We start from the raw sequence: 26464 nt of genomic DNA, 5'->3' as shown, positions 1-26464 counted from the left end.
GCGACGCGATGACGGATCGCGCCAGACTCGCATCCGCGGTGTCGGTCTCCGCGCGCGCTCACCGTCCCTCCCGCGGGGAAGCGTCGAAGGTTCACCCGCGTGCTCGCCCGCCCGGGTCCCCGCGTCGGATCGCCCCGGGCGGGCGGGGGAGACTAGGGGGATGAGCAGTTCGGCATCCACCCCCTCCGACCGTTACGTCGTCGCCACCGACGGCGCCTGCAAGGGCAACCCCGGCCCCGCGGGCTGGGCGTGGGTCGGCGAAGACGGCCACTGGGCCGCGGGCTCGATCCCCTCGGGGACGAACAACATCGGAGAGCTGCTCGGGCTCCTGCACGCGATCACCGACCACGCCGACGTGCGCGAGCTCGTCGTGCAGGCCGACTCGAAGTACGCGATCGACACGTATTCGTCGTGGATGGACGGCCACCGCCGTCGCGGGTGGGTGACGAGCGCCAAGAAGCCGGTGGCCAACCGCGGGATCCTCGAGGCGCTCATCGCCGCTCGCGATGCGCGACGCGACGCGGGGCTCCCCGACGTCGTGCTCGAGCACGTGCGCGGACACTCCGGCCACGTGCTGAACTCGTGGGCCGACGAACGCGCGGTGCGCGCCTCGCAGCATGCGGCGAAGGGCGAGGAACTCATCTGGACCTCGCTGCGCGGTCTCGATCGCCTCGAGGTGCAGCAGGCACCGCCCCGTTCCGCGGCGGACCGCAACGGCCGCTGAGACCGCGCGGTCAGCCAGCCAGCACCTCGGCCTCCTCCGCCGGGGCGAGTCCGGCGCGACGGGGCCGGTCGATCCCGCGCGCCCGTTCGTCGTCGAGGACGCGTCGCATCGTCTCGGCCAGAGGGCGGCGCCGACCATCGGATGACAGGAACGCGGCGTCGCTGCGACGGGAGAAGCCCCGCGCCTCGGCGGGCAACCAGAGCGGGAGCGACCGCGGGCCCGCCCAGTACTGCACACCGCGGGACAGGAGGGTCTCGTCGTCGAGCGGGACGGTCTCGACGCTCGCACCGGCGGCCTCACGGGCGGCCGCGAAGACCGCGGCGAGCGGGAACTCCTCACCGACGGCGTTGACCGGACCGGTCACCCCGGCCGACCCCGCGCGCACGATCCATTCCGCGAGATCGTCGACGTCGATGCCCTGCGCGTGCCGGCCGCTCGGCTCGGGCACGACCGCCCGGCCTCCCCGCGCGAAACGGGCCGGCCAGTAGCCGAAGCGATCGGTCGGGTCGCCCGGCCCCACGATGAGCCCGGCGCGAGCGCGCAGCGCCCGCTCGCCCACGCGCGCGGTGGTCAGTCGCTCGGCGTGCACCTTGGCATCCGCGTACTGCTCGAGGTCGACGGGCTCGACGAGGTCCGCGGACTCGTCGGCGAACGGCGCGGCGGAGTCCGCGTACACCGACACGCTCGACACGAGCGTCCAGTGCGCCGCCCGGTGGGCGAGGGCGTCGAGACCGGATGCCACGAAGCCGGGGTCCCACGAGAGCTCGACGACGTCGTCCCACTCGCCGTCGAGGTCGGCGTAGGCGTCGGGGTCGTTCCGGTCGGCGCGCACCAGCCGTGCTCCGGCGGGGACGGCTCCCGACTCTCCCCGGGCGAGACAGGTGACATCGGCGCCGGTGGCCAGCGCCGCCGTGACGAGGGCCCGGCCGAGCCAGGCGGTTCCGCCGAGGATGAGGATGCGTCGCATGCGGCCAGCCAAGCAGCCGCCGGCCCGCGCGGCGAGCGGGTTCGCGCTCGGCGGACGCAACCCTCGCGGGAGCCACCGGCCGTCGGCGGCCGAGTCGGCTCAGTTCGCGCTCGGCGGACGCAACCCTCGCGGGAGCCACCGGCCGTCGGCGGCCGAGTCGGCTCAGTTCGCGCTGTCCGACGGCGCGGGCGTCCCCTGGTGAAACGTCAGGCGCGGGGGCGAGCCCTGCCACACCGACGAACGGCGACTGACGCGCTCCTCGACCGTGAGCAGGTAGTCCAGGAGCACCGTGTCGGGGGCGATGACGCGGCTCGACCGCTCAGCGATCTCGGCCGTCGACGTGCCGGGCTCGGCCCGCAGGGCGGCGACGATGGCCTCCCGCGTGAAGCGGCGCCCCGATTGCCCGATCTCCACGAAGTCGTCGTCCAGCAGTGGCTCGACCCGGGCGGGGTCCTGGCGCACCCGCGGGTCCAGCAGACGCTCCTCGGCCGCCCACGCCGCGGCGACGAGGGCCGCGGCATCCCGGTCTCGTCCGCGGATCTCATACCGGCGCTCGATGCCGACGGTCGCGGCGCCCCACGCGCTCGCCGCGACGCGGCGCTGATGGGCGTCGAACGCGGCCTCATCGACGAAACGCTCCTCGACGCGCCACACGAGGGGGTCGTCGGTGGGGTCGACGTCGAAGGAGACGCAGCCCGGTTCGGCCCGGGTGAGGGCGAGGTGCGCAGGGAGGTGTGCGCGCACCCGCGCGGCTTCGGTCTCGTCGGCGCAGCGGAACGAGCCCGACAGAGTGACCTCGCGGCCGCGGTGGGGAGTCGAGGCAGACGTCATCCGCTCACGCTACGGGGTCAGCTGGCGGGGGATGCCAGCGACGGGGTCTTCGCGATGGCATCCCTCAGCACCTTCTCGCCCGGGAAGAGGGCGTCGTGGTACACGTCGCCGAAAGCGAAGGGGGCGCGCATGTGCCAGATCGAGACGCCCGTGCACCACGACGACCGCAGCGGGGCCTTCAGGACCGAGCGGTAGAGCAGCGCTTGCACGTCGTGGTTCGGGGCGCCCGTGGGCGGGGTACTGCCCTCCTGCTGGGCGAGACCGTCGACCCGCGGCTGCACGCCGACCTCGGTGATGAGGAAGGGGATGCGCAGCTGCGCGCACACGTCCTCGAGCTTTCCGAGGTGGTCGTCGGTGCGACCGTCGGCTCCGCGCCAGCCGCCGGCGAGCTCGTCGACGGTGATGTTCGGCGCGGACGGGGTGTAGACCTTGTCGGTCAGGCGGATCCACGAGTTGATGCCGAACACGTCGAGCAGCTGGGCCATGTGCGGGGTGCCCTGCGGCAGCCAGTACGTGTGCAGCAGATACAGCTCCAGCGTGGTGAAGGCGGCGGTGAGCTTCACCCCGGGCTCGGCCGTTCGCACCGTCTTAACGAGATCGACCCATTTCGCGTACTGCGCCGCGTCCGTCTGGCCCGGCTGCTCGCACGCGAGCGAGAGGTACTCGATCCCGTTGTCGGCGCAGAGGCCCGCGAAATGCACCATCTGCTCGGTCCACCGCGAGAAGAAGCCGTCGACGGATGCCGGGGCGTAGTTCGCGCGATAGAAGCCGTCGCCGTCCTTCTCGGTGGCGATGTGGGGCTTCAGCAGAGTGATGCGGACGCCGCGATCCTTCGCGAGGGCGAACACCTTGCGGATGCGATCGTCGGACACGCGGGTGAACGTCGTCGAGGTGGCATCCGGGATGTAGCAGAGCACGACGAGGGTCGCGTGCGCGCCGAGGAGGGCGATGCGGTCGAGTTCGCGCGCCGTCGCGGAGAGGGGGGTCTTCTCGTCGAGGCTGAGCGAGATGCTCAGGTCGCGCCTGATGTCGCCGACCGTGCCGGCGAATCGGCGCCGCCGACGGTCGTCGTCCCGGCGCACCTCGATCGTGAAGGCGTACGGGCCCTGGGTGGTCGGTCGTCCGGCGAGGGTCGCACCGACGATCGCGAGGCCCGCGGGGAGTTCGCCGTCGACGAGCGCCAGCGTCGCGTCGTCGGCTTTCGACAGCGGGCGGCGGACGGTGTCCCACACGTGGAGGTCGAGGTCGGCGGGCGTGCTCGCGCTCGGAGAGGGGGATGCGCCGGAGGCGCTGTTCGACGCAGACATGACGGGCTCTGCCGGAGCGCCGTTGGTGATGACCGTTGCCGCCGCTGCGCTGGCGGCGCCCAGGGCCACCACTCCGAGACCGCCCAGGAGAAGGCCGCGTCGTGAGACGTCCATGTCGGCCCCTTCCCGATGCGATGCCGTGAGATGCGCGATGCCGTGTGGTGCGCGGTGTCGACGTCGACCGGTGAGGGCCTCGGGGCCCGCCGTCCCAGGCTAGGGCGCGCGGCGGGCGGCGCGACGCCTCATCGCCGGGATCCGCAACGATTCTGGGTCTTCTCCCGGGCGGACGGCGCCCGGACCACGCCGGTTACGCTGGAAGACCCGTCACCCGAGGAGTCACCGTGTCATCCGACGAGCGCGCCCGGCGCATCCGCATCCTCCGCACCGCATCGCTCGCCGTCGCGGGTGTCGGAGCGTCGATCGCGATGGCGGTCCTGGGGTCGTGGTGGGCGCCGCTCATCCTGCTCCTCGCCACGGCCGGCGCCGTCCTGGTGATCTGGAAGTCCGACAGCGCGCTCGCCGCCCCTCGCGCCGTCATCCCCGTGCTGGTCGTCGTCAGTGCTCTCACCGTGGCGGGTCTCCTCGGCATCGCCGGTGTGCTGCCGACGGGATGGGCATGGGCGGCGCTGGGCGCGTACGCGGTGGCCTGGGGCGAATACCTGCTGTCGCAGACGGTCGCCCGCTCGCGCGGCGTCACGGCCTGGCGCTGACCGGCGCCGGCCGCTCCAGAAAGATGAGGTCGGGGCGGTCGTCCTCGGAGGCGACGACCGTGAAGCCCCGACGTCGGTAGAGGCGGACGGCGTCGTCCCGCCAGCGCCAGACCGAGAGGCGCACGGGTGTGACGGCATCCGCGAGGGCCGTGTCGAGGAGCGCGGACCCGACCCCTCGACCCCGTGCCGGCGGAGTGGTCCACAATCGCGAGAGCTCCACGACGACGGGCGAGATGCGCACGACGACGATGCCGCAGTCGACGTCGTCGACCGTGGCGACGAGCACGCGATTCCCCGCGAAGGCCGCCGCGGGGTCGTCGATCTCACGGGCGTAGCGAGCGGCCAGCGCCGCCCCCGGCGTCGCGAGCCCGCGCTCGGCCTTCTCCGACTCCGTCCGGCGCAGGTAATCGCCGAGCAGTCCCGAGACCGCGGCGGCGTCTCGGGGGAAGACGGCGGTCCGAACGACGGTCATTCCTCCACCGTACGACTGCTTCCGAGACGACGAATGGACCCGGATGCCGAGGGGGCGGCATCCGGGTCCATCCGGGGTGGTCAGACCGTCGCGAGCGTCGGCTGCCAGCCGAGGGCGGGCGCGACGTGCGTCGCGAAGTTCTCGACGAGGCGGAGGTTGAACTCCACGCCCATCTGGCTCGGGATGGTCAGCATGAGGGTGTCGGCGCTCATCACGGCCGCGTCGTTCTGCAGCTGCTCCACGAGCACCTCGGGCGGCGCGGCGTAGGTCTTGCCGAACGTCGAGCGCATGCCGTCGATCACGCCGATCTGGTCGCTGCCCGCGGACCCGCCGAAGTACATCTCGTCTTCGGCGGTGACGATCGGGAAGATGCTGCGGCTGACCGAGGTGCGCGGCTCACCGGCGTGCCCCGCCTCGCGCCACGCGGCGCGGAAGGCGTCGAGCTGCTGGGCTTGCAGGATGTCGAACGGCGTGCCGTCGGCCTCGGTGAGCAGCGTCGACGACATGAGGTTCACCCCCGTGCGCCCCGCCCACTCCGCGGTTGCGGTGGTGCCGGCGCCCCACCAGATGCGCTTCTTCAGGCCGGGGGAGTGGGGCTCGATGCGCTGCAGACCCGTTCCGCCGCCGAAGGGGCTCATCGGGTCGCGCTCGGCGAGACCCTCGCCCTCGATCGCGCGCAGGAAGAGGTCGAAGTGGTCGCGGGCGATGTCGGCGCCGCGCGGGTCCTGCGACCCCGTGTACCCGAACGCCTCGTAGCCGCGCTGCACGGTCTCGGGTGACCCGCGGCTCACGCCGAGGGCCAGGCGGTTGCCGCTGATGAGGTCGAGGGATGCCGCTTCCTCCGCGAGCATGAGCGGGTTCTCGTACCGCATGTCGATGACGCCGGTGCCGACCTCGATGCGGGAGGTGCGCGCGGCGATCGCCGCGAGCAGCGGCATGGGCGCCGCCTGCTGACGGGCGAAGTGGTGCACCCGGAACGAGATGCCGTTCACGCCGAGGTCGTCCATGCCCTGGGCGAGGTCGATCGCCTGGAGCATCGAGTCGCCCGCGGAGAGATGGTGTCCCCCGCCGAGGGGGCCGTAGTGGCCGAAGGAGAGTGTGCCGAAGGAGCGCATACGCGGTGCAACGCACGGCATCCTGATCTATTCCCACGCATGTAACGCGAGATGGCCCGGACGCCCGCGAGGTGTGGAAGCATTTCGAGAATGGACGATGGCGTGCGGGAGGAGCTGCGGCGACTGCGCGCGCGGGCGTACGGACCGAGCGCCGACATCTCCGCCGACCCGGCCGCGTACGAGCGGCTGCTCGCGCTGGAAGACCTCGAGCGGTCCGAGCGGGCAGCTCCGGCAGCCGCGACGGCCCCGGTTCCGTCAGCCTCGGCTCCGACGGTCCCGCCTCCCTCGGCCCCGGCGGTCGGCGCCGCGGCGCCCGTCGACGGCGACGAAGAACCCGAGCCCGAGGAGGAGGTCGAGCGCGAGCGCGCCCCGCTCCTGCGCTCCAAGCGCACCGTGTGGGCGTGGGCACTGTCCCTCGCGCTCGTCGCGGCGCTCGCGAGCGCGGCGACCACCGTGGGAGTCGGGTTCGTGCCGGTCGCCGCGTCCGTGGGAGCGCCGCAGGTGGCGACCCTCGTCGAGGATCCGGGCGCGCAGAGCCCCACCATCTTCGGACAGCGCACGGGGGACGAACGGGGTTTCGCGGACTTCTACGGAGTGAGCGCCTTCGTCGGCACGGCCCAGGTCGATGCGAGCGAGAATCGCAGCTCGTGCCTGTATCTGCTCGACACCGACGAGGTCGGGCAGGACGGCACCACCGGCTTCCGCGGCAACTTCGTCTACGGCGGATGCGGGGCGGGGATCTTCCCGGCCACCGTGCAGTTCGTCGTCGCCGACGGCATGCCGGACGCCTTCATCGAGCGCTTCCCGGTCGGCACGAGCGTGCAGTTCGTGTACGACGGCGAGAACGTGGGCGTCTTCAGCGACGCGGGGTGAGGCACGGGGGCGCCAGGCGCGAGCGGTGGAGCCGGTGGCTTCGACGGGCTCAGCCACCTCGGGTGCGGGCTCAGCCGCCTCGGTTCGGCGCAGCCGCCTCGGTCGCGCGCAGCCGCCCTGGTCGGGTCCGGGCGCCTCGGCTCGGGCTCCGCCCTGGCGGCCCCGAGCCTGTCGAAGGGTCCGCCCGCCCGGTGGATGAGAGGGTGGGGGAATGACCACCCTCCTCGAGCACGTGCCGACCGGCAGCGATCCGGATGCCGTGTACCTCGGCTTCGTCGAGTGGGCGGCCTCGCGCGGGCTGACGCTGTACCCGGCGCAGGACGAAGCGATCATCGAGATCGTGTCGGGGGCGAACGTGATCCTGTCGACCCCGACCGGCACGGGGAAGTCCCTGGTCGCGGTCGCCGCGCACGCGGCATCCCTCTCCCGAGGCGGCCGCACCTATTACACGGCGCCCATCAAGGCGCTCGTGAGCGAGAAGTTCTTCGCGCTCGTCGACATCTTCGGGGCGGAGAACGTCGGGATGGTCACGGGCGACTCGTCGGTGAACTCCGACGCCCCGATCATCTGCTGCACCGCGGAGATCCTCGCGAACCTGGCCCTCCGCCAGGGCGCCGACGCGGACGTCGACCAGGTCGTGATGGACGAGTTCCACTACTACGGCGAGGCCGACCGCGGCTGGGCGTGGCAGGTGCCGTTGCTGCTGCTGAATCGCGCGCAGTTCATCCTCATGTCGGCCACTCTCGGTGACGTCGAGGACATCGCCGATGACCTCTCGCGCCGCACCGGTCGGCCCACGGCGAGAGTCACCGGCGTCGAGCGCCCGGTTCCGCTGCACTTCGAGTACGCCCGCACGCCCGTGCACGAGACCGTGCAGGAACTGCTCGACACGAAGCAGGCGCCGATCTACGTCGTGCACTTCTCGCAGGCCGCGGCCATGGAGCGCGCACAGGCGCTGTCGTCGATCCGCATCATCGGCCGCGAGCAGCGCGACGAGATCGCCGAGGCGATCGGCGGCTTCCGCTTCACCACCGGCTTTGGCAAGACGCTCTCGCGCTACGTGCGCGCCGGCATCGGCGTGCACCACGCCGGCATGCTGCCGAGGTATCGCCGGCTCGTCGAGACCCTCGCGCAGCGGGGGCTGCTGCGTGTCATCTGCGGCACCGACACCCTCGGCGTCGGCATCAACGTGCCGATCCGTACCGTGCTCATGACGGCACTGACCAAGTACGACGGCACCCGTATGCGCCAGCTCTCGGCGCGCGAATTCCATCAGATCGCGGGGCGCGCGGGCCGGGCCGGCTACGACACCGCGGGCACCGTCGTCGTCATGGCGCCCGATCACGAGATCGAGAACGCAGCTCAAATCCTCAAGGCCGGCGACGACCTCAAGAAGCAGAAGAAGATCGTGCGCAAGAAGGCGCCGCAGGGCTTCGTCAACTGGACCGAGCAGAGCTACGACCGTCTCGTCGCGGCCGAGCCCGAGCCGCTCCAGCCGCAGATGAAGCTGTCGGCCGCCATGTTGATCAACGTCATCGCGCGCGGCGGCGACGTGTTCGGCAACGTCCGCTCGCTCGTGTTCGACAACCACGAGCCCCGCCCCCGCCGGTACGAGCTCGCGCGGCGGGCGATCGCGATCTTCCGCACGCTCGTTCAGGCCGGGGTGGTGGAGGCGGGGGCCGACGGCATCCGGCTCACCGTCGATCTGCAGCCGAACTTCGCACTCAACCAGCCGCTGTCGCCGTTCGCGCTCGCCGCGATCGAGATGCTCGACCCCGAGGTCGAGCTCGGTCGGGGGCCGGATGCCGTCGCCCCGGCGTCATCGGTCGGCACGGGGCACTACGCGCTCGACGTCGTCAGCGTCATCGAGGCGACGCTCGACGACCCGCGCCCGATCCTGTCGCAGCAGCAGTTCCGGGCGCGGGGCGAGGCGGTCGCCGCGATGAAGCGCGAGGGCATCGAGTACGACGAGCGGATGGAGCTGCTCGAGGGGATCACCTGGCCGAAGCCCCTGGAGGAACTGCTCGCGCAGGCGTACGAGGTGTTCGCGTCGAGTCAGCCGTGGATCCGCGACTTCGAGCTGTCGCCCAAGTCGGTCGTGCGCGACATGTTCGAGCGGGCCTGCTCGTTCGGCGAGTACGTCTCGCTGTATCAGCTCGCGCGCAGCGAGGGTCTGGTGCTGCGCTACCTCAGTGACGCGTATCGCGCGATCCGGCAGACGGTGCCGGTCGACGCGCAGACGCCCGACCTGCTCGACCTCATCGCGTGGCTCGGCGAACTGGTGCGGCAGGTGGACTCCAGCCTCGTCGACGAGTGGGAGCAGCTCATCAACCCGGCCGACGATCCGGACGCCCCCGTGGTGCCTCCGGCGCCGCCGTCGATCCTCACCAACCGCCGCGCGTTCGTCGTGCTCGTGCGCAACGAGATGTTCCGGCGCGTGCAACTCGCTGCTCTGCAGCGCGACGAGGAGCTCGTCGAGCTGGATCCGGATGCCGGTTGGCCCGACGTTCTCGATCGCTACTTCGACGAGCACGACGCGATCGGCACGGGCGGAGCGGCACGCTCGTCCGCTCTGGTCGACATCGACGAGTCGTCGACCTCCGACGGAGTGTGGCGCGTCGAGCAGACCATCGACGACCCCGCGGGCGACCACGACTGGCGCATCCGCGCGGAGGTCGACCTCGCGGCATCCGAGGAGGAAGGCACCGCGGTCGTCCGGGTCACCGAGGTGCTGCGGCTCTGACGCCTCCTCCCCGATCCTGCGATGGGTGAAGTTCTCCACCGATCGCACGTGCGCATGTGATTCCCGGTGAGCGGCGTCGTACAGTGAACGCACGCCGCGCACAGGAAGGATCGGCCGTGACTCTCGACATCGCACAGGTGTTCATCGCCCTCGCCGCGTTGTTCCTCACGTTCTCTGCGGCGATCCTGGGCGGCGTGAAATGGATGCTCGATCGGGTCGAGCGTCGGACCGACCGCAACTTCGCGCAGGTCGATCAGCGTTTCGCGCAAGTCGACCGGAGGTTCGAACAGGTCGATCAGCGGTTCGAACAGATCGATCACCGGTTCGACCGCCTCGAGGCCCGCATGGAGCGGGCGGATGCCCGCATGGACCGCGCTGACGCACGGCTCGACGAGCGCATGGCGCGTATCGACGCCCGCGAACGGCAGATCGACGACCGGCTGCTCAAGATCGACGCGAACATTCTCGACATCACCGCGAGAATCGCCGGCATGACCGACAGCATCGTCGAGATGAAGGCCTCGCTCGCGCGGCTTGAGGGCCCGCACCCGCCCCTGCTGATCGCGCGCGGCTGACGATTCCTGTCCGCGCCGATCATCGGTGCGGCGCCCGGGCCCTCGCACGAACGACGGATGCCGAGGCCCTGAGGCCCCGGCATCCGTCGTGATCGATTCCGCTCAGGACTTGCGGGCGACGCGGTTCTCGGCGCTGACCATCCACGACAGCTGCTCGAGGCGCTCGAGCACACCGTGCAGGATGTCGGCGCTCGTGGGGTCTTCCTCGTCGACGTCGTCGTGCACGTCGCGGACGGTGCCGACGACGGCATCCAGACGCTCGGTGATGAGGTCGATGACCTCGGCCGTGTCGACCTCGCCCTGCGGGAACTCGGGGAGGGTGGTGGTCTCGGCGACGGTGTCGCTGCGTCCGTCGGGGAGGGCGTGCAGCGCGCGCATGCGCTCGGCGATCTCGTCACCGAACTCGCGGGCGGCGTCGATGATCTCGTCGAGCTGCAGGTGGGTGTCGCGGAAGTTCTTGCCGACGACGTTCCAGTGGGCCTGCTTGCCCTGGATCGACAGCTCGATGAGGTCGACCAGCACGGCCTGGAGGGCGTCGGTCAACTGCTCCGACGCCTGGAAGCCCTTCTCGGCGTTCTGCTCGTCGGTGGTCTCCGGACCGCTGCCTCCGCGCGCGGGGCGGCGACGGTTCTTGGTGGGGGCGGCGTCCTTGGTGGTGGTGGCGGACATGCGCGTTCCTTTCGCTCACGGTCGGTAGCGACGTTAGGCCGCAGGCTCGAGCGGGCGGCGGGGGTTGCGAGCGCGTCGGAGGAGAGGTACCGGAGCCGCGTCCGTAGCCGCTCGGACGCCATACGACAACCCCGGGGGAGCCTCGGCACGCGATTCCTAGCGTGAAGACGTGCCTCCCACTCCTCCCGCACCGTCTCGGCCGCTTCGCGACTACGCCGCGATCGGCGACGGCCGAACGGTCGCGCTCATCGGCCTCGACGGCTCGGTGGACTGGCTTCCGCTGCCCAATATCCATTCCCGCCCGGTCTTCGCGCGTCTCGTCGACGAGTCGGCGGGAGGCTGCATCGAACTGGCACCCGTGGAGGAGTACGAGGTCTCTCGGCGGTACATCCCGCGCACGAACGTCCTCGAGACCACGTTCACGACCGCCTCCGGGGTGGCCACCCTCACCGACGCCATGGTCACGGGCATCGCCGGGCGCCTGCCGTGGGCCGAGCTCGCCCGCCGCGTCGACGGGGTGAAGGGCGAAGTGGAGTTCGCGTGGTGCGTGCAACCGGGCACCATGCTCCGCTCCGCGGCGCCGTGGACCGAGCGCATCGACGGCTTCTCGATCATGCGCATCGGCCATGTCTCGCTCGCAGTGACGGGCCACGAGCACGGAGTCCACGGAGACCCGGATGCCGGCGACGAGAGCATCGACGGAGGGTTCACGACCGCGAAGGGATCGCGGCACCTCCTCGTCATCGCCGCCACCGAGGGCGAGCCGCTGCGCATCCCCGACGCGAAGAACGTGGACCGGGGCATCGACCGCACGATCGGCGGCTGGCAGATGTGGTCGGACGAGTTCTCGTACGAGGGTCCGTGGGCCGACGACGTGCAACGTAGTGCCCTCGCGTTGAAGCTGCTGCTGTTCAGCCCGACCGGGGCGATCGCCGCGGCGGCGACGACATCGCTGCCCGAGAACCCCCGCGGCGGCAAGAACTGGGACTACCGCTTCGCATGGGTCCGCGACCTCGCTTACACCGCGCACGCGTGGGTGGGGTTCGGTCTGCGCGAGGAGACGCACGCGGCGATCTCGTGGCTGCTGCGGACGATCCGCAAGAACGGTCCCGAGGTCCAGGTGATGTACACGCTCGACGGGGACGCCGAGATCGGGCTCGAGAAGCACGAGGTCCCGGGGTGGAACGGCAATCAGCCGGTCGTCACGGGCAACCCCGCGCAGGGGCAGCTGCAACTCGGCGTCTACGGCGACCTCATCGCGCTGTGCCGCACCTACGTCGAGGCCGGCAACCGCCTCGACACCCAGACCGGGCGGCTCCTCGCCGACGTCGCCGATCGCACGTGCGACCTCTGGCGCCGCGAGGACTCGGGCATGTGGGAACTCCCGGAGCTCCGCCATTACACCTCGTCGAAGATGGGGTGCTGGAAGGCCCTCGACGACGCCCAGTGGCTGGCGGACGGCGGGCACATCCCCGACAACGGCGATCGCTGGCGCGCCGAGCGCGACCGCATCCACCGCTGGGTCGAGGAGCGCTGCTGGTCGGACGAGTTGCAGGCCTACACGATCGCGCCCGGCAGCGAAGACCTCGACGCCTCCGTGCTGCTGCACGCGCCGACGGGATTCGACCGGGGCGAGCGCATGTCGAAGACCCTGGATGCCATCACGGAGCGTCTCACGACCGAGAACCACCTCGTCTATCGCTACACCGGCATGGACCAGGAGGAGCAGACGTTCGTCGCCTGCGCCTTCTGGCGAGCCACAGCCCTGGCCTGCGTCGGTCGGCACGACGAGGCCCTCGAGGCGATGGACGCCCTCGTCGCCCAGGGCAACGACGTCGGGATCTACTCCGAGATGATTGCGGAGTCCGACGGCGCGTTCTGGGGCAACCTGCCGCAGGCGCTCAGCCATCTCGCCCTCATCAACGCCGCCCTCGTCATCCGCGACCTCGTGGACGACGTCGCGCTGAAGAACCGCTGACCCTCCCCGTCGAGGCGGCCCCGCCCCGGCATCCCCCATGAAAGGACTCGCCATGAGCACGCAGTACACCTTCACCGACCCGGCGAAGCTCTATGCCGACATCGACCCGCAGTCGCAGGACCAGAAGGAGCCCGGCCTCGATGCCGAGCTGACGCCGAAGGCCGCCCTCGGCGAGGACACCTACGTCGGCAGCGACCGACTCGCGGGGCGCAAGGCGCTCATCACCGGCGCCGACTCCGGCATCGGCGCGGCCACCGCCATCGCGTTCGCCCGCGAGGGGGCCTCGGTCGCGATGTCGTACCTGCCGCAGGAGCAGGTGGATGCCGATCGCATCGCCGGCATCCTGCGCGAGGCCGGCGCGACCGTGGTGCAGATCCCCGGCGATCTGCGCGAGCGCGAGTACGCGCGCACGCTCGTGAAGGAAGCGGTCGAGGGCCTCGGCGGGCTCGACATCGTCGTCAACAACGGCGGCAAGCAGATCTTCAACGAGGACGTCACCACGCTGACCGACGAGCAGTTCGACGACACCTTCAAGACGAACGTCTATGCGATGTTCTGGATCTGCAAGGAGGCCGTGCCGCACCTGCAGCCCGGCTCGACGATCATCAACACGACGTCGATCCAGGCGTACTCGCCGGCGCCGATCCTCGTCGACTACGCCTCGACGAAGGCGACGATCAACACCTTCACCAAGGCTCTCGGCCAGCAGCTGGCGCCGAAGGGCATCCGCGTCAACGCGGTGGCACCGGGACCCATCTGGACGCCGCTGCAGGTCACCGACGGACAGCCCGACGAGAAGGTCGACGAGTTCGGCGAGGAGACGCCGCTCGGACGAATGGGTCAGCCTGCCGAGCTCGCCCCGGCGTACGTGTACCTCGCGTCGGCCGAGTCGAGCTACGTCATCGGCGAGACGCTGAACGTCAACGGCGGCATGCCCACACCGTAAGCGCTGCGCCGCGAGGGGCCGTCGTCCGGGTTCGGACGGCGGCCGTTCGGCGTGTGCGGGGGTCCGGTCCTTTTGACAGGCTCAGGGACCTCGCGGGCGGCTCGGGGGCCTTGCGGTCGGCTCGGGGCGCTCGCGTGCGGCACGGAGGCGAAAGGCGGCTGAGCCTGTCGAAGCCACCGGGAGCGGGTCAGGCGTCGAGGCGTTTGCGGTAGAAGATCTCGCCGTCGGCGGTGGTCTCGGACCGGTGATAGCCCTCGCGCTCGTACAGGCGCTGGTTCGCCTCGCTCAGCCCGCCCGTGAACAGCTCGGCCTCGGTCGCCCCGGCCTCTCGTCCGCGCTCCTCCACCGCCGCGAGCAGGAGCGTTCCCAGGCCCTCGCCCTGCTGGTCCGGCGCGATCGCCAGCCGGCCGATCAACAGCAGATCCCCGTCGCGGCGGGCCCGCACGGCGCCGACGATGCGGGTCCCGCTCACCGCGACGCAGCCGAGGTTCTCGACGAGCTCGGCGGCGAGCTCCTCGAGGGTCTGGGTGAGCGGCGGCATGTCGGGGTCGCCGTAGATGAGCGCCTCGCTGGCGAAGGCGGCGCGCTGGATCGTCAGCACCTCGCCGGCGTCGTCGGGGTGGATGGAGCGGATGACGGGCTCATCGGTCATGGGGTTCTCTCCCGGCGGTTTCGAAGCGGAGGTTAACTATCATGGGGCGTGCTGCGACGTCTTTCAGGGGTCTCGCGCATCTCGTTATGAACGACTTCTTCGACTCGCGCGTCCGCACCGACGGCGTCGCCGACACGCAGGCCTGGCTCCAGGCGCAGTATGGGCGCGTCGACGTCTTGGCCGACCACGCGTCGATCTCCGAGCACGCCGTCGGCGACGAGTCCTTCGCACTGCGACGCCTCGCCTGGGAGTGCCGAGCCGAGATCGTCTACGAGGCCGACCGCTTCTTCTTCGCCACCTCGGGCCCCGGATACGCGTGGAGCATCGGATCGCGCGAGGGTGACTACAGCGTGGAGCCGGGCATCGTCGAGCCCGGGCACGAGCTGATCGGCCGCCCGGACGAGACCGAGGTGCAGCTGCTGTCTTTCGATGCGCAGTGGCTCCGCGAGGCGGCTCGGACGATCTACGGCGACGAGGCGCTGGAGATCCGCTTCGGCGACACCGGTCCCGTGTCGAGGCGGCTGCGCGATTACTGGCTGGCGACGGTGCGCTGGTCGCTCACACAGACGCCGCTGCTCGCCGAGCCGCTCGTTCGCGCCCACGTGCGCCGTGCGCTCGTCGCTGCGACGCTCGAAGCGTTCCCCCTCCTCGGCGATCCGCGCGAGCGGCGGGCATCGGCGATCGAGCAGGCGGCGGTTTACGCCGCGGCGGTCTCGTGGATCGACGATCACGCGTCGCTGCCCGTCACGATCGACGACGCCGCCCGGGCGGTCGGGACCTCGACGCAGGGCCTGCGTCGGGCATTCCTGGCCAATGGGCATCTGGCATCCACTCCCGAAGGCCACTTGGCGCACGCGCGGCTGAGCGCCGCGCATGCGGACCTGCTCGCTGCCGACCCGACGGCGACCAACGTGGCCGACATCGCGGCGCGCTGGGGCTTCGTCGATCTCGCGGCCTTCGTCCAGGCCTACCGCGACGCGTATCGCACGACGCCGCGGCGGACGCTGGATCGCTGACTCAGCGATCGCGGTCGGTGTACTCGCCCGGGTCGTCGAGGTCCTCGCGCGATTCGTGGCCGCTCGGCTGCTCGACGTCGGTGTAGGCGCCGGCCTCGTCGGCGCGCGGGCGGCTCTCGCTGCCGTCGGCGTTCTCGCGGTCGACGTACTCCCCGGGCTGGTCCGCGCTACCGCGGTCCATCTCGCCGTCGGGCAGTTGGACGTCGGTGTACTCGCCCTCGCCGGGTCCGGTGCCGTGTCCGCCTGCGTGTTCGGTGACGTCGCGATCGGCCATAGCCGCCTCCTCGGGGTCGTGGTGTGCTCGACGCTAGCCGCCGGATGCCGAGTCGGCGACCGTCTTGACACGTCCTTGTCGGCCGGCTCGGCGCGTGTCAAGGCCGCGGCGCGGGCCCGCCCGGAGGTGCAGGGTGGAGGTTATGCCAGCTCTCGCCATCATCCTCGTCATCGTGGGCCTCGTGCTCCTGTTCCTCGGCGTCTTCGTCGAGGCCGTGAAGTTCCTGCTGTGGATCGGGATCATCATCCTGATCATCGGCATCATCGCCGCGCTCATGCGCTTCATCCGTCGACAGGTCTGACCACCGGTCTCACCGACGCCGCTCCGCGCGTGCCGCCCCCGGGAGGCCGCGCCGGGGCGGCGTCGTCGTTCAGGCGGCGAGAATATCGCGCGCTCGGGGCCGACGCGATGCAGCGACGTCGTCGAGGGCGCCGCCGAGCTCGGCGAACCGGAAGGTGAACCCCGCCTCGGTCAGTCGGCGGGGGAGCGCCCACCGGCTCTTGAGCACCAGCTCGGGCTCGTTGCGCAAGACCGCCATCGCCGGGTCGAGCATCCATCTCCACGCGGGCAGGCCCCACGGCATCCGGGCCACCCTCCGAAGCTCCCGCATGAGGGTGCGGTTGTCGCTGACGCCCGGAGCGGAGAGGTTGACCGGCCCCGAGAGCGTGTCGTGGTCGCGCAAAAAGCGGACGGATGCCACGACGTCGTCGATGTGGATCCAGCTGAAGCGCTGGTGTCCGCTCGTCCGGTGCCACGACGACCACACGGGTCCGGTCGGACGGGCGCCGATGCCGCGGTAGCGCCGGTGCGGGAACCACCAGCTGTCGATCTGGGGCCCGCCGACTCCGAGTTTCGCGAGGGCGAACAGCATGCGCGTGGCGGGGCCGTCGCCGAGGACGATCGCCATACGCAGCGCGACGCGGCGCGTCGCGGGCAGCTCGCCGGCGAAGAACGCACGCTCCCACCTCGTGGCGACGTCGACCGAGAACCCCTCACCGAGCACGCCCTCGACCTCGTCGTTGCCGCGCTCGGTCTCGTGCCGGTAGATCGTGGCGGTGGAGGCGTTCATCCAAACGCGTGGCGGCGTGTCGGCCGCAGCGACGGCGGTGTGCAGCTCACGCGTGGTCTCGACGCGGGAGCGGAGGATCTCGTCGCGATTCGCGTCGGTGTACCGGCACGACACGATCTTCCCGGCGAGGTTGATCAGCACGTCGGCGCCGTCGACCAGGCGCGCGATCGCCGGTGCATCCCCCCATACCGCGGACCCCGTGCGGCCGACGGTGTAGACGTCGTAGCCGTCATCCTCGAACGCGCGGGTCAGTGCCCGCCCGACGAAGCCGCTCGCGCCGGCGATGACGGCGCGCGGGCGCGAAGCGGGTCGCGGGTCGCCGTCGCGGTCTGCGGGGTGATCGGTCACGGGGGCTCCTGTCGTCGGTCGATGCTACCGACCGAGTCGTGCGAACCGCCGATCCTCGTCGCACAGCCTGTTCGTCGGGCGCGGAGGGGGTCCTCGCGTGCTGCCACAATGAGTCCATGCGACGACAGAGCCGGGCCCCGCGCGTCGCGCGCGGTGCGGTGGCGGCATCCGTCGCCACCTTCGTCGCCCTGCTCTCCCACGTCTCCGGCGGCGGGGAGGTACCCGGGCTCGTCGGGGTCGTCGTGCCCCTCGCCCTGTCGTTCGTCGTGTGCACCGTCCTCGCCGGACGACGGCTCTCGCCGGCGCGTCTCGGGCTCGCGGTCGCCCTCAGCCAGCTGCTCTTCCACTTGCTCTTCGTGCTGGGCAGCTTCCAGCCCGGGGTCGCGGGTCACGTCCACGGCGCGCCGCTCCTGCTGACGGGTGACGCCCCGGCACCGGTCGTCTCGGTGGATGCCACGATGTGGGCCGGTCACCTCGTCGCGGCCGTCGCGACCACGGCGATGCTGCATCGCGGTGAGCGCACGGTCGCCGTCCTCGGGGCGCTCGCCGGTCGCTGCGTCGCGTGGGTTCGCGCGCGGGCGCGCGTCGCCGCCGTCTCCGTCGGCCCGGCGCCGACTCGTCGCGTGCACGCGATGGTCGTCGCCGATGTCGTGCCGATCTCGACCGTCATCGTCGCGTCGGCTCGCCGTCGCGGTCCGCCGCTCGCGGCATCCTGAGCTTCTCCCCGCCCTCTTCCGGGTGGGGATCCGGCCGCGCGCGATTCGCGCGCCGGTTCCTCCCGCATCCCTCCCGGATGCGCCCCCTTCCTCTCCGCGCTCATCCGCACGCGCCGGCCCGCGGGCCGCCCGTCGGAGGGCGCGGCACCGGTGCCGCTGTGCGCGCCGGATGACGGGCGTTCGCGCCCGGAAAGCGACATCCCCATGCCCTCTTCCCGTCTTCGTCCGGTGGTCGTCGCATGACCGCCACCGACTCCCCTCCTGCGGCCGCGGCCCCCTCCCCAGCCGTCCGCCCGCCCGGCAGCGCAGGGTGGTTCACCCCGCTGCTGCGGCGCCTGCACTTCTTCGCCGGTCTCCTCGTGGGGCCGTTCATCCTCGTCGCGGCGGTGAGCGGGGCCCTGTACGCGGTCGCACCGACCCTCCAGAAGGTCATGTACGCGCACGAGCTGACCGCGGCCTCGGACGCCCCGGGGGTCTCTCTCGCCGCCCAGATCGAGGCGGCGCGGGCCCACCTCGGCGACGGATCGACGCCCGTCGCGGTGCGCCCCGCGCCCGAGGCCGGCGCGACGACGCGCGTCATGTTCGCCGACGAGACGCTGCCCGAGAGCACGACGCGAGCGATCTTCGTCGATCCGGCCACGACCGAGATCCGCGGCGATCTCCCCGCTTACGGCACGAGCGGAGCGCTGCCGCTGCGGCACTGGATCAGCGACCTGCACCGGTCGCTGCACCTCGGGGATGCGGGGCGCTGGTACAGCGAGCTCGCGGCATCCTGGCTCGGGATCGTCGCCCTTGCGGGGCTCGGACTGTGGATCGGACGCTTCGTGCGCTCGCGCCGGGGCCGCCGCGACCTCGTGCGTCCGAACCGCCGTCACACCGGTTACCGCCGGTTGTCGGGGTGGCACTCCGCCGTCGGGATCTGGGTCGTGCTCGGCGCGGTCTTCCTCTCGGCGACCGGCATCACGTGGTCGACGTTCGCCGGAGCCCACGTGTCCGACCTCCGAGCCGCGGTGGGGGAGGGCACTCCGACGCTGACGACCTCGCTCGACGGCGCGGCAGCGGGTGGAGAGCATGCCGGGCACGCGGGGCACAGCGCCGCGGCAGCGACCGGCCCCGCCGACTCCGCGACCTTCGACGCGGTCCTCGCGATCGCGCAGCGCATCAACGTCGACAGCGGCGACGTCGAGATCAAGCCGCCCGCCGCCGCCGGGAAGGCGTGGGTGGTGCAGGAGATCCACCGCAGCTTCCCGACCGAGGTGGATGCCGTCGCGATCGATGGATCGCGGATGCAGGTGACCGATCGCGTCGACTTCGCCGACTACCCCCTGCTCGCGAAACTCTCGCGGTGGGGCATCGATCTGCACTCGGGGACGATGTTCGGCCTCGCCAACCAGCTCGTGCTGTTCGCGCTCGCCCTCGGCATCGCCGCTCTCGTCGTGCTCGGGTACGCGATGTGGTGGAGGCGTCGACCGACCCGCGGTCTCGCGGCCGCACCGGCCCGAGGGGCTCTGGGGCGCGCGCCGTGGTGGGGGATCGCGGCGGTGCTCGTCGTCGCGATCGCGATCGGGCTGTTCCTGCCGCTCGTGGGCTACACGCTCGCCGCGTTCGTCGTGATCGACGTGCTCGTCGGGTGGCGGGCGCGGCGCGCTGCCCCGTCGGGGACGCGCGGCACGGCAGCGCGCTGAGTCCCGGGGGACGGTATGCCGCGGACGGGGTCCGGCGGATGTCGTCCCGCGCCTCGACCGCTTCGCGCACCTCCGTCGAGAGGGGGAGGTGCGCGAAGCCGCCCGCTCGTAGCGTGGGAGGACCCCACCGGAAGGAACCTCGTGACCCTCGCCCGTCGCCTGACCGCCCTCGTCTCGCTCGTCGCCGTCGCCGCCCTCACCGCATGCACGAGCGCGAAACCCGTCCCGACCGCGAGCGCCGCGGCATCCGTCGAGGTCCCCTCCACCCCCGTCGGGGAGCGGTTGACGTGGGTCCTCGACCTGTTCGAGGCCGAAAACGACACCACGGCCGGGGAGTGGGCTCGGGTGCTGGACGAGAACTTCCAGAAGCAGGTGCCGGCGGAGCAGGTCGCGGAGATGGTGAACCGCCAGATCCGCCCGGCGGCGCCGTTCACCGTCACCGCCTACACCGGCACCGAGACGCAGGCGCGCGCCACGGTCGCCGGCGCCCTCGGCGACCCGTTCGACCTCACCCTCGCGATCGACTCCGCGGGGCGGATCACCACGATGCTGCTGAGCCCCGTCGCCCCGGCCTGGGAGCCGTCGACCTCGCTCGACGAGGTCGAGCGGCGGCTGCGCGAACTGCCCGGCGAGGTGAGCGCCCTCGTCCAGCGGGGCGACGAGACCGTGATCTCCCTCGACGCCGACCGCTCCGCCCCGCTGGCGTCGGTGTTCAAGCTGTACGTGCTGCTCGCGACGGCGGAGGCCGTGGCATCCGGGGAGGTGTCGTGGGGCGACACCCTCGTGCTCGCCGACACCGACCGCAGTCTGCCCTCGGGTGAGTTGCAGGATGCCCCCGCGGGCACCGAGGTGTCGGTGCGGGATGCCGCGTCGGCCATGATCCGCATCAGCGACAACACGGCGACCGATCTGCTGATCGCGCGGCTCGGTCGGGAGCGCGTCGAAGCGGCGGTCGCACGCAGCGGCCACGCCGACCCCGCGGCGCTGACGCCCTTCCCCTCCACGAAGGAGATCTTCACCCTCGGGTGGGGAGACCCCGCGCTGCGGGCGGAATGGCAAGCCGCCGACGAAGCGGGCGGGCGCGCGGTGCTCGACCGCATCGCCGCGGCGCCCCTCGCCGTGGAGGGCGAGGCGGTGACCACGTCGCAGTGGCAGAACGGGTTCGACTGGTTCGCGTCGGCGGCCGACGTCGCCGCCGTGCACCACGCGCTGCAGCGGACTCAGGATGCCGAGGTGCTCGGCATCCTGAGCGAGAACCCGGGCCAGGGACTCGATGTCAAAACCTGGCCGTACGTGGCGTTCAAGGGCGGTTCGAGCCGCGGTGTGCTGACCGGCAGCTGGTTCGTGCGCGACGACGCGGGGGACGCGACGGTGGTGCTGCTGATGGCCGACACCGACGTCGCCGCGGTGTCGGAGGCGATGCCGAGCTTCTTCCACCTCGCCGAGGACGCCCTGCGCCTGACGCACTGATGCTCGGGACCGGCCCGGGTCGCGGGTTGCGGAGGCTCCGACGGGGTCAGCCTTCCTTCTACGTGGGGAGGTCCCTGAGCCTGTCGAAGGGACCGGGCGCGGGAGGCCCGGACGACCGAACCTCCCGCGTCCGGCCGGTCAGGCCTCGTCGGGGTCGGGGAGGCCCTGGGCGATCTTGCTGGATGCCGCGGAGTCGCGACCGACGCCCGGCTGGAAGGCCGCGATGGGGTCGTCGGCGTCGACGTGCGGTTCGCCGCCGTCGTCGCTGCGCGGGGGAGAGGCCGGAGTCCGCACGTCCTCGCTCTTCTCCGTGGGGAGGTCGTCGTGGTCGGCGCCCCCGGTGTCCTCGGTGTGGCGCGATGTCGACCCGCCCTCGCCGCGCGCGTCGTCCGTGCCGCGCTCGGTGAGTCCGTCGGCGGCGCGCGTGCCGACGCCGGGCAGGTCGTTCTGGCTCGAGATGCCCTGCAGGCGCGCTTCGTCGTCGGGGTCGATGCGAGCCGTGCCGACGGCTCCCGAATCGGCGCCCGCGGCGCCCGCGGGCACATCGGCGGCGAGACCGTCGGAGTCGGGGACGATGTTCTCTTCGTCGGCTCCGGGGAGCCGCTCGGCGGGGGTGTCCATGCTGTTCCTTCCGTGGGTGTGTCGCCACGCTAGGCGTCGGGTGCGCGAGCGCATCCGGGGTTGCGCTCGCCGGGTCACCGGCATCCGTCGTCGATCGGCCCCGGTGTCGGAGGGGCTGGATAGGCTCGGAGAAGCTTCGAAAGGAACCGCAATGCAGCAGCGTCCCCTCTCCCGTACCGGCCGTGAGGTCTCGGCGATCGGCCTCGGCACCTGGCAGCTCGGCGCCGACTGGGGTGATGTCAGCGAGGGCGATGCCCGTGCCGTGCTCGAGGCCTCGGCCGATTCCGGCGTCACCCTCTTCGACACCGCCGACGTCTACGGAGACGGCCGGTCCGAGCAGATCATCGGGGCGTTCCTGAAGAGCAGGCCGGATGCCGGCATCACCGTCGCCACCAAGATGGGGCGCCGGGAAGACCAGGTGCCCGAGAACTACGTGATGGAGAACTTCCGCGGCTGGCTCGATCGCTCGCGTCGTCTGCTCGACACCGAGACGCTCGATCTCGTGCAGCTGCACTGCCCGCCGTCGGCCGTCATCGACGGCGACGCCACGTGGGACGCCCTCGACCAGGTCGTGTCGGAGGGCGTGATCGCCGCCTACGGGGCGTCGGTCGAGACCATGGATCAGGCGCTGTCGGCGCTGCGGCGGCCGAACCTGACCAACCTGCAGATCATCTTCAACCCGTTCCGCCTCAAGCCCCTCGACGAGGTGCTGCCCCTCGCGGCCGAGCAGAACGTCGCGGTCTTCGCGCGCGTGCCGCTCGCGAGCGGCCTGCTGTCGGGGAAGTACACGACGAACACCACTTTCGACGAGAACGATCACCGCACCTACAACCGCAACGGCGAAGCCTTCGACAAGGGCGAGACGTTCTCGGGAGTGCCGTTCGAGGAGGGCGTGGCCGCGGCCGACGAACTCAAGGCCTCGCTGCCGGAGGGCGTGACGCTGCCGGCCGCGACGCTCGCGTGGATCGCGTCGCGCGAGGGTGTCACGGCGGTCATCCCGGGAGCGCGTTCGGTGCAGCAGGCCCGCGCGAACGCCGAGGCGGGCGGCCTGCTCGACGGCGGCTTCGACCTCGACGCGTTCGACGCCCTCGTGCGCGACGTGTACGACCGTCGTCTGCGCGCGGAGATCCACCCGCAGTGGTGACGCCGCGATGACGAGAAGCCGGGCCCGCTTTGAAGGCGGGCCCGGCTTCTCATCGAAGGGGGAGACGTCAGCTGACGTCGCCGCGCCAGGCGCCGGACTCGGCGCCGCGCGACTCGATGTACTCCTTGAAGTTCGCGAGGTCCTTCTTCACCGAGTGGTCGTCGGCGCCGAAGACGGCGCCGAGCTTCTCGAGGGCGCCCGCGGGCTCCCAGTCGATCTGCACGGTCACGCGCGTCTCGGTGTCGGACAGGCGGTGGAAGGTCACGACACCCGCGTGGTTCTCGTCGCCGCCGACGCTGTTCCACGCGACGCGCTCATCGGGGTGCTGCTCGGTGATCTCGGCGTCGAACTCGCGCTCGGCACCGGCGATCTTCACCTTCCAGTGCGTGAGCGTGTCGGACTTCTGCGTGATGGACTCCACGAAGCTCATGAAGTGCGGGAACTCCTCGAACTGGGTCCACTGGTTGTAGGCGACGCGGACGGGAACGTCGACGTCGATGGTTTCGATGACCTGTGCCATGGTGCATGTCCTCTTCTCGTGGGTTTCCGGGGTGCCCCCAGTCTTCGCGCGATCCCGACGGCCCGCCCCCGGGGTTGAGGGATCGGCGTTCGTGCCCTATAGGCGCGAGCGGGTCCCGTCGCTCGCTTCCCACCCGCATAAACGCCATCCGTGCGCGGAAACGCGGTGTCAGGGCGTTTCTGCGCACGAATGGCGTTTATCGCGACCCGACGCCGGGCGCGACCCGACGCCGGGCGCGCGCCCCGTGGCCGCGGGCCGGTGCCGTCAGGCGCGCCCGCGCAGGATCAGGTGCCAGTACACCCACGGCAGCACACGGCGATCGGCGATCCACGACAGGCGGCGCTCGCGGTAGAGCGACCGCCAGAAGGGGATGGTGGGCTGCAACCGACCCGCGCGGTCGAACTCGGCGAACACGACGGTGCCCCGCGACACCGTGAACGGAACGACGCTGTAGCCGTTGTACCTCGCGGTCGGGGTGCGGCCGGCCAGGACCGCCGTCATGTTCTTCACGAGCGCTTTCGCCTGCTGCCGGATCGCCCCGCCCGAGCGGCGCGTGGCGACGGTCGCGGCGTCTCCGAGGGCCCAGATCTCGGGGTGGCGCACGTGCTGGAACGTCTCGGGGTCGACGTCGACGAACCCGTGCGGATCATCGGATGCCGACAGCCCGCTGCCGGCGATCCACTCCGGCGCCCGCTGGGGCGGAACGGCGTGCAGCACGTCGTACGCGATGGTTTCGCGCGCCTCGCCGTGTCCGATCTCGATCGTGCGGCTGTCGGCATCCACGTTCGTGAGTTCGCGCTGGTACCGCACCTCGATGCCGTACTCGTCGAGCTTGCGACGAAGTTCGCGATCGATGGCCGGGATGCCGAAGGGCACGGGATCGGGGCAGACGAACACGACGCGGATGTCGTCACGGACGCCGATCGCGCGCCACCAGTCGCACGCGAGGTACATCGGCTTCTGCGCGGCGGCCCCGCAGGATGCCGGCTCGGGCGGCTGGGTGAACACCACCGTGCCCCGACGCAGATCGCGCAGCACCGGGGAGGCCTTCGCGGCGAGGTCGTAGTCGTAGTTCGACACGCCCTCGGGGGTCGCCATCGCTTCGGTCAGGCCCGGGATCTGCTCCCACGCCATCCGCATGCCGGCGCAGACGACGAGCTGGTCGTAGTCGATCCTTCCGCCCGAGACGAGGTGCACGCGCCGGGTCTCGGCATCCACGGTGAAGGCCTCATCGCGCAACCACCGCACCCCCGGCGGGATGACGTCGGCTTGACGTCGCACGGCCTCGGACGCCCGCGCGGCCCCTCCCGCGATGTGGGATTGCAGGGGGGCGAAGACGTGCTGCTCGCGCGGCTCGATGACGGTGATCTCGCCGACGCGGGCGCGATGCAGCCGCCCGGCGACGGAGAGTCCGGCATTGCCGCCGCCGATCACGACGACGCGCACGGGCGCGGCGGAGGAAGAGGGGGTCATCCCTCCACGCTCCGCCGCCGGGGGCCGGGATGCCAGCGCCTTGACAGCCGCGTCAGGCGTACGACTCGGGCGCCACCGTCTCGTCGGCGGGTTCGGGGACGACGTACAGACCCGTGGGGGAGTTGGCCGTCGACATCAGCGCCTCGAGCCACGCGCGGTTCAGCGCGGGCGGGCGTCCGCCGTTGAACTTGAAGACGATGTTGGCGCGGGGGTGCACCCAGACCGACGTGCGGCCGCCTCCCGTGCTGATGTCGTCTTTCCACACGAAGTAGAACGGCTCCCCGCGGCGCAGCTTGTTGCCGACGACCACCTGGAGGTGCGCGAGGAGGCGGTCCTCGAACTCGTTGCGAACGCCGCCCTCGTAGATGAACTTGCCCACATCTGTCCTTTCGCGGGCTGTCGTGCCCCGCCGTCTTCACTGTGCAATCGCTGTGTGTTCGGAAGGTCTCGCCGACACCCCGTGCGCAACGGCGAGACCGAACGCGACGCCTCAGAACATGCGGGCCACCTGCGCCGGGTTCTGTCCGTAGTGCTCCCGGTGGTACCGGGCGAAGCGCGAGGCGCTGGAGAAACCCCAGCGCTTCGCAACGTCGGAGACCGACACCGCGGTGCCCGAGCGCAACTCCTCGTGGGCGGCACTGAGCCGCACGCGGCGCACATATTCCATCGGCGTCATGTCGAGAGTGCGGCGGAAGGCGTGCTGCAGCCCGCGCCCCGACATCCCCGCTGCCGCGGCGATGTCCTCGAGGGTGAGCGGCTCGTGCGCGTGCGCCTCGATGTGCGCGACGGCGCGGCGCACGGCGCGCGGCGCCGACGAGCGCTGGTGGGCCCGCTGCACGGCCTCGGCATAGGAGGTCGAGAACGCCGACAGGGTCGACAGGAGCGCGTGCCGGTGCAGCTCCGCGGCCAGGATGCCGTCGTCGTGGACGGCGACCAGCGACGACGACACGTGTGCGAACGAGCGTTCCCACTGGGTCGCGGCGTCGCGATCCCGCGCCTGTGGATCGATCCGACGCAGCACGAGTCGGTCGTCGCCCGAGGCGATGCGTGCGACGCGCTCGGCGTCGCTGCGGTCGAACACGAAGGCACGTACCCGCGCCGAACCCGTCCATTGCGCGTCCGCCCCGGCGTCCGAGGTCACCCATGGTCGCCGCGGGTCGACGGGGCGCCCCTCCGACTCGATGCGCACGTCGTCCGCGATCATGCGGCACGCCATGATCTGGTCGGTCATGCGCACCGAGGAATGGACGGATGCCGCGAGTTCATACGACACCGCCGAGAAGTGCGCGAGCTCGACCGAGGTCCACGAGAACGACACGGTACGGGGGTCGACCCGCTCGAGACGGGCACTGGGGACGAACTGGCGCCACACGCGTTCGACGTCGTCGATTCCGCGTGAGCGCACCGAGAGGAACTCTCCCATGGCTTTCCTTCCGCCGCGTCGTGGCGCGGCCCGGGGTGGGGTGGTGGAGCGGAGCGCGGGCCGGACGTGACGTCCGGTACGGGCGCGCCGAGAGGCTGTCAAGGGGCGGGCCGGTTGCGCGGGGCCCGCGTTGGATGGGTTCA

At 71.5% G+C, this 26464-nt stretch carries 27 protein-coding genes; 13 read left to right on the top strand and 14 right to left on the bottom strand.

Annotated features, from left to right (window positions below):
* The first annotated feature begins 160 nt into the window (after nt 1-160).
* Complete coding sequence (locus RWH45_RS11135) at nt 161-724, top strand: ribonuclease H family protein (protein WP_315994963.1); 564 nt, start codon at nt 161-163, stop codon at nt 722-724.
* A gap of 10 nt (nt 725-734) precedes the next feature.
* On the opposite strand, the gene RWH45_RS11130 is transcribed toward RWH45_RS11135, so the two are convergent.
* The 3 genes from RWH45_RS11130 to RWH45_RS11120 all read right to left on the bottom strand — a co-directional run bounded on the left by RWH45_RS11130 (nt 735) and on the right by RWH45_RS11120 (nt 3943).
* On the bottom strand, nt 735-1691 hold the full coding sequence (locus RWH45_RS11130; RefSeq protein ID WP_315994962.1) for an NAD-dependent epimerase/dehydratase family protein: 957 nt from the start codon (nt 1689-1691) through the stop codon (nt 735-737).
* Between the two features lie 162 nt (nt 1692-1853).
* Entirely contained in the window at nt 1854-2522 is a 669-nt protein-coding gene (locus RWH45_RS11125) for a DUF4440 domain-containing protein (protein WP_315994961.1), read from the bottom strand.
* Nucleotides 2523-2539: 17 nt separating this feature from the next.
* Entirely contained in the window at nt 2540-3943 is a 1404-nt protein-coding gene (locus tag RWH45_RS11120; protein ID WP_315994960.1) for a glycoside hydrolase family 113, read from the bottom strand.
* A 227-nt stretch (nt 3944-4170) separates the two neighbouring features.
* Here RWH45_RS11120 and RWH45_RS11115 point away from each other — a divergent pair, with 227 nt between their 5' ends.
* Entirely contained in the window at nt 4171-4539 is a 369-nt protein-coding gene (locus tag RWH45_RS11115; protein WP_315994959.1) for a hypothetical protein, read from the top strand.
* Here the strand turns inward: RWH45_RS11115 and RWH45_RS11110 are convergent.
* The gene (locus RWH45_RS11110; protein ID WP_315994958.1) at nt 4523-5011 is read right to left on the bottom strand and encodes a GNAT family N-acetyltransferase; all 489 of its coding nucleotides are present in this window, start codon (nt 5009-5011) and stop codon (nt 4523-4525) included. The genes RWH45_RS11115 and RWH45_RS11110 overlap by 17 nt on opposite strands.
* An 80-nt stretch (nt 5012-5091) precedes the next feature.
* On the bottom strand, nt 5092-6126 hold the full coding sequence (locus RWH45_RS11105; protein ID WP_315994957.1) for an LLM class flavin-dependent oxidoreductase: 1035 nt from the start codon (nt 6124-6126) through the stop codon (nt 5092-5094).
* A gap of 90 nt (nt 6127-6216) precedes the next feature.
* On the opposite strand from RWH45_RS11105, the gene RWH45_RS11100 reads away from it, so the two are divergent.
* The 3 genes from RWH45_RS11100 to RWH45_RS11090 all read left to right on the top strand — a co-directional run bounded on the left by RWH45_RS11100 (nt 6217) and on the right by RWH45_RS11090 (nt 10317).
* Nucleotides 6217-6999, top strand: coding sequence for a hypothetical protein (locus tag RWH45_RS11100; RefSeq protein WP_315994956.1), 783 nt, complete (start codon nt 6217-6219; stop codon nt 6997-6999).
* 211 nt (nt 7000-7210) lie between these two features.
* Nucleotides 7211-9742 (top strand): DEAD/DEAH box helicase, encoded by a 2532-nt coding sequence (locus RWH45_RS11095; protein ID WP_315994955.1) that lies wholly within the window; start codon nt 7211-7213, stop codon nt 9740-9742.
* Nucleotides 9743-9879: 137 nt separating this feature from the next.
* Nucleotides 9880-10317 (top strand): hypothetical protein, encoded by a 438-nt coding sequence (locus tag RWH45_RS11090; RefSeq protein WP_315994954.1) that lies wholly within the window; start codon nt 9880-9882, stop codon nt 10315-10317.
* A gap of 102 nt (nt 10318-10419) precedes the next feature.
* On the opposite strand, the gene RWH45_RS11085 is transcribed toward RWH45_RS11090, so the two are convergent.
* Nucleotides 10420-10986, bottom strand: a complete 567-nt coding sequence (locus tag RWH45_RS11085; protein WP_315994953.1) for a Dps family protein — start codon at nt 10984-10986, stop codon at nt 10420-10422.
* Between the two features lie 169 nt (nt 10987-11155).
* Between RWH45_RS11085 and RWH45_RS11080 the strand changes: the two genes are divergently transcribed.
* Nucleotides 11156-12964 (top strand): glycoside hydrolase family 15 protein, encoded by a 1809-nt coding sequence (locus RWH45_RS11080; protein WP_315994952.1) that lies wholly within the window; start codon nt 11156-11158, stop codon nt 12962-12964.
* Nucleotides 12965-13016: 52 nt separating this feature from the next.
* On the top strand, nt 13017-13910 hold the full coding sequence (locus RWH45_RS11075) for an SDR family oxidoreductase (protein WP_315994951.1): 894 nt from the start codon (nt 13017-13019) through the stop codon (nt 13908-13910).
* Between the two features lie 187 nt (nt 13911-14097).
* Here RWH45_RS11075 and RWH45_RS11070 read toward each other — a convergent pair whose 3' ends face one another.
* Entirely contained in the window at nt 14098-14562 is a 465-nt protein-coding gene (locus RWH45_RS11070; protein WP_315994950.1) for a GNAT family N-acetyltransferase, read from the bottom strand.
* Between the two features lie 86 nt (nt 14563-14648).
* Here RWH45_RS11070 and RWH45_RS11065 point away from each other — a divergent pair, with 86 nt between their 5' ends.
* Nucleotides 14649-15578, top strand: coding sequence for a helix-turn-helix transcriptional regulator (locus tag RWH45_RS11065; RefSeq protein ID WP_315994949.1), 930 nt, complete (start codon nt 14649-14651; stop codon nt 15576-15578).
* Nucleotide 15579: 1 nt separating this feature from the next.
* Here RWH45_RS11065 and RWH45_RS11060 read toward each other — a convergent pair whose 3' ends face one another.
* The gene (locus tag RWH45_RS11060) at nt 15580-15852 is read right to left on the bottom strand and encodes a hypothetical protein (RefSeq protein WP_315994948.1); all 273 of its coding nucleotides are present in this window, start codon (nt 15850-15852) and stop codon (nt 15580-15582) included.
* A 142-nt stretch (nt 15853-15994) separates the two neighbouring features.
* Between RWH45_RS11060 and RWH45_RS11055 the strand changes: the two genes are divergently transcribed.
* Complete coding sequence (locus RWH45_RS11055) at nt 15995-16153, top strand: hypothetical protein (RefSeq protein WP_298873663.1); 159 nt, start codon at nt 15995-15997, stop codon at nt 16151-16153.
* Between the two features lie 69 nt (nt 16154-16222).
* On the opposite strand, the gene RWH45_RS11050 is transcribed toward RWH45_RS11055, so the two are convergent.
* Entirely contained in the window at nt 16223-17269 is a 1047-nt protein-coding gene (locus RWH45_RS11050) for an epimerase (protein ID WP_315994947.1), read from the bottom strand.
* A 116-nt stretch (nt 17270-17385) separates the two neighbouring features.
* Here RWH45_RS11050 and RWH45_RS11045 point away from each other — a divergent pair, with 116 nt between their 5' ends.
* From RWH45_RS11045 to RWH45_RS11035, 3 genes are all read left to right on the top strand, one after another.
* Nucleotides 17386-17985, top strand: coding sequence for a hypothetical protein (locus RWH45_RS11045; RefSeq protein WP_315994946.1), 600 nt, complete (start codon nt 17386-17388; stop codon nt 17983-17985).
* 239 nt (nt 17986-18224) lie between these two features.
* The gene (locus RWH45_RS11040; protein WP_315994945.1) at nt 18225-19670 is read left to right on the top strand and encodes a PepSY-associated TM helix domain-containing protein; all 1446 of its coding nucleotides are present in this window, start codon (nt 18225-18227) and stop codon (nt 19668-19670) included.
* Nucleotides 19671-19811: 141 nt separating this feature from the next.
* Complete coding sequence (locus RWH45_RS11035) at nt 19812-21140, top strand: Cpe/LpqF family protein (RefSeq protein ID WP_315994944.1); 1329 nt, start codon at nt 19812-19814, stop codon at nt 21138-21140.
* Between the two features lie 138 nt (nt 21141-21278).
* Here RWH45_RS11035 and RWH45_RS11030 read toward each other — a convergent pair whose 3' ends face one another.
* Nucleotides 21279-21761: a hypothetical protein gene (locus tag RWH45_RS11030; RefSeq protein ID WP_315994943.1), complete on the bottom strand. Its 483-nt coding sequence runs from the start codon at nt 21759-21761 to the stop codon at nt 21279-21281.
* 151 nt (nt 21762-21912) lie between these two features.
* On the opposite strand from RWH45_RS11030, the gene RWH45_RS11025 reads away from it, so the two are divergent.
* A complete protein-coding gene (locus RWH45_RS11025; RefSeq protein WP_315994942.1) occupies nt 21913-22905 on the top strand; it encodes an aldo/keto reductase in 993 nt (330 codons plus the stop codon).
* A gap of 67 nt (nt 22906-22972) precedes the next feature.
* Here RWH45_RS11025 and RWH45_RS11020 read toward each other — a convergent pair whose 3' ends face one another.
* From RWH45_RS11020 to RWH45_RS11005, 4 genes are all read right to left on the bottom strand, one after another.
* A complete protein-coding gene (locus tag RWH45_RS11020; RefSeq protein WP_076677050.1) occupies nt 22973-23425 on the bottom strand; it encodes an SRPBCC family protein in 453 nt (150 codons plus the stop codon).
* A 264-nt stretch (nt 23426-23689) separates the two neighbouring features.
* On the bottom strand, nt 23690-24898 hold the full coding sequence (locus RWH45_RS11015) for an NAD(P)/FAD-dependent oxidoreductase (RefSeq protein ID WP_315994941.1): 1209 nt from the start codon (nt 24896-24898) through the stop codon (nt 23690-23692).
* Nucleotides 24899-24950: 52 nt separating this feature from the next.
* Complete coding sequence (locus RWH45_RS11010; RefSeq protein ID WP_315994940.1) at nt 24951-25277, bottom strand: DUF7882 family protein; 327 nt, start codon at nt 25275-25277, stop codon at nt 24951-24953.
* Between the two features lie 111 nt (nt 25278-25388).
* The gene (locus RWH45_RS11005; protein ID WP_315994939.1) at nt 25389-26321 is read right to left on the bottom strand and encodes a helix-turn-helix transcriptional regulator; all 933 of its coding nucleotides are present in this window, start codon (nt 26319-26321) and stop codon (nt 25389-25391) included.
* Nucleotides 26322-26464: the final 143 nt, after the last annotated feature.

This window comes from Microbacterium galbum, assembly GCF_032464915.1.
GTDB classification, from domain to species: Bacteria; Actinomycetota; Actinomycetes; order Actinomycetales; family Microbacteriaceae; genus Microbacterium; species Microbacterium galbum.
Note: the sequence above shows the minus strand (reverse complement) of the source record. Positions and strands in the feature narration are given on the sequence as shown.

Bases quoted from the DNA above. Each gene is read 5' to 3' on its own strand.
- RWH45_RS11135 (WP_315994963.1), top strand. From the start codon at position 161: ATGAGCAGTTCGGCATCCACCCCCTCCGACCGTTACGTCGTCGCCACC.
- RWH45_RS11130 (WP_315994962.1), bottom strand. From the start codon at position 1,691: ATGCGACGCATCCTCATCCTCGGCGGAACCGCCTGGCTCGGCCGGGCC.
- RWH45_RS11125 (WP_315994961.1), bottom strand. From the start codon at position 2,522: ATGACGTCTGCCTCGACTCCCCACCGCGGCCGCGAGGTCACTCTGTCG.
- RWH45_RS11120 (WP_315994960.1), bottom strand. From the start codon at position 3,943: ATGGACGTCTCACGACGCGGCCTTCTCCTGGGCGGTCTCGGAGTGGTG.
- RWH45_RS11110 (WP_315994958.1), bottom strand. From the start codon at position 5,011: ATGACCGTCGTTCGGACCGCCGTCTTCCCCCGAGACGCCGCCGCGGTC.
- RWH45_RS11105 (WP_315994957.1), bottom strand. From the start codon at position 6,126: ATGCGCTCCTTCGGCACACTCTCCTTCGGCCACTACGGCCCCCTCGGC.
- RWH45_RS11100 (WP_315994956.1), top strand. From the start codon at position 6,217: ATGGACGATGGCGTGCGGGAGGAGCTGCGGCGACTGCGCGCGCGGGCG.
- RWH45_RS11095 (WP_315994955.1), top strand. From the start codon at position 7,211: ATGACCACCCTCCTCGAGCACGTGCCGACCGGCAGCGATCCGGATGCC.
- RWH45_RS11085 (WP_315994953.1), bottom strand. From the start codon at position 10,986: ATGTCCGCCACCACCACCAAGGACGCCGCCCCCACCAAGAACCGTCGC.
- RWH45_RS11075 (WP_315994951.1), top strand. From the start codon at position 13,017: ATGAGCACGCAGTACACCTTCACCGACCCGGCGAAGCTCTATGCCGAC.
- RWH45_RS11070 (WP_315994950.1), bottom strand. From the start codon at position 14,562: ATGACCGATGAGCCCGTCATCCGCTCCATCCACCCCGACGACGCCGGC.
- RWH45_RS11065 (WP_315994949.1), top strand. From the start codon at position 14,649: ATGAACGACTTCTTCGACTCGCGCGTCCGCACCGACGGCGTCGCCGAC.
- RWH45_RS11060 (WP_315994948.1), bottom strand. From the start codon at position 15,852: ATGGCCGATCGCGACGTCACCGAACACGCAGGCGGACACGGCACCGGA.
- RWH45_RS11055 (WP_298873663.1), top strand. From the start codon at position 15,995: ATGCCAGCTCTCGCCATCATCCTCGTCATCGTGGGCCTCGTGCTCCTG.
- RWH45_RS11045 (WP_315994946.1), top strand. From the start codon at position 17,386: ATGCGACGACAGAGCCGGGCCCCGCGCGTCGCGCGCGGTGCGGTGGCG.
- RWH45_RS11040 (WP_315994945.1), top strand. From the start codon at position 18,225: ATGACCGCCACCGACTCCCCTCCTGCGGCCGCGGCCCCCTCCCCAGCC.
- RWH45_RS11030 (WP_315994943.1), bottom strand. From the start codon at position 21,761: ATGGACACCCCCGCCGAGCGGCTCCCCGGAGCCGACGAAGAGAACATC.
- RWH45_RS11025 (WP_315994942.1), top strand. From the start codon at position 21,913: ATGCAGCAGCGTCCCCTCTCCCGTACCGGCCGTGAGGTCTCGGCGATC.
- RWH45_RS11020 (WP_076677050.1), bottom strand. From the start codon at position 23,425: ATGGCACAGGTCATCGAAACCATCGACGTCGACGTTCCCGTCCGCGTC.
- RWH45_RS11015 (WP_315994941.1), bottom strand. From the start codon at position 24,898: ATGACCCCCTCTTCCTCCGCCGCGCCCGTGCGCGTCGTCGTGATCGGC.
- RWH45_RS11005 (WP_315994939.1), bottom strand. From the start codon at position 26,321: ATGGGAGAGTTCCTCTCGGTGCGCTCACGCGGAATCGACGACGTCGAA.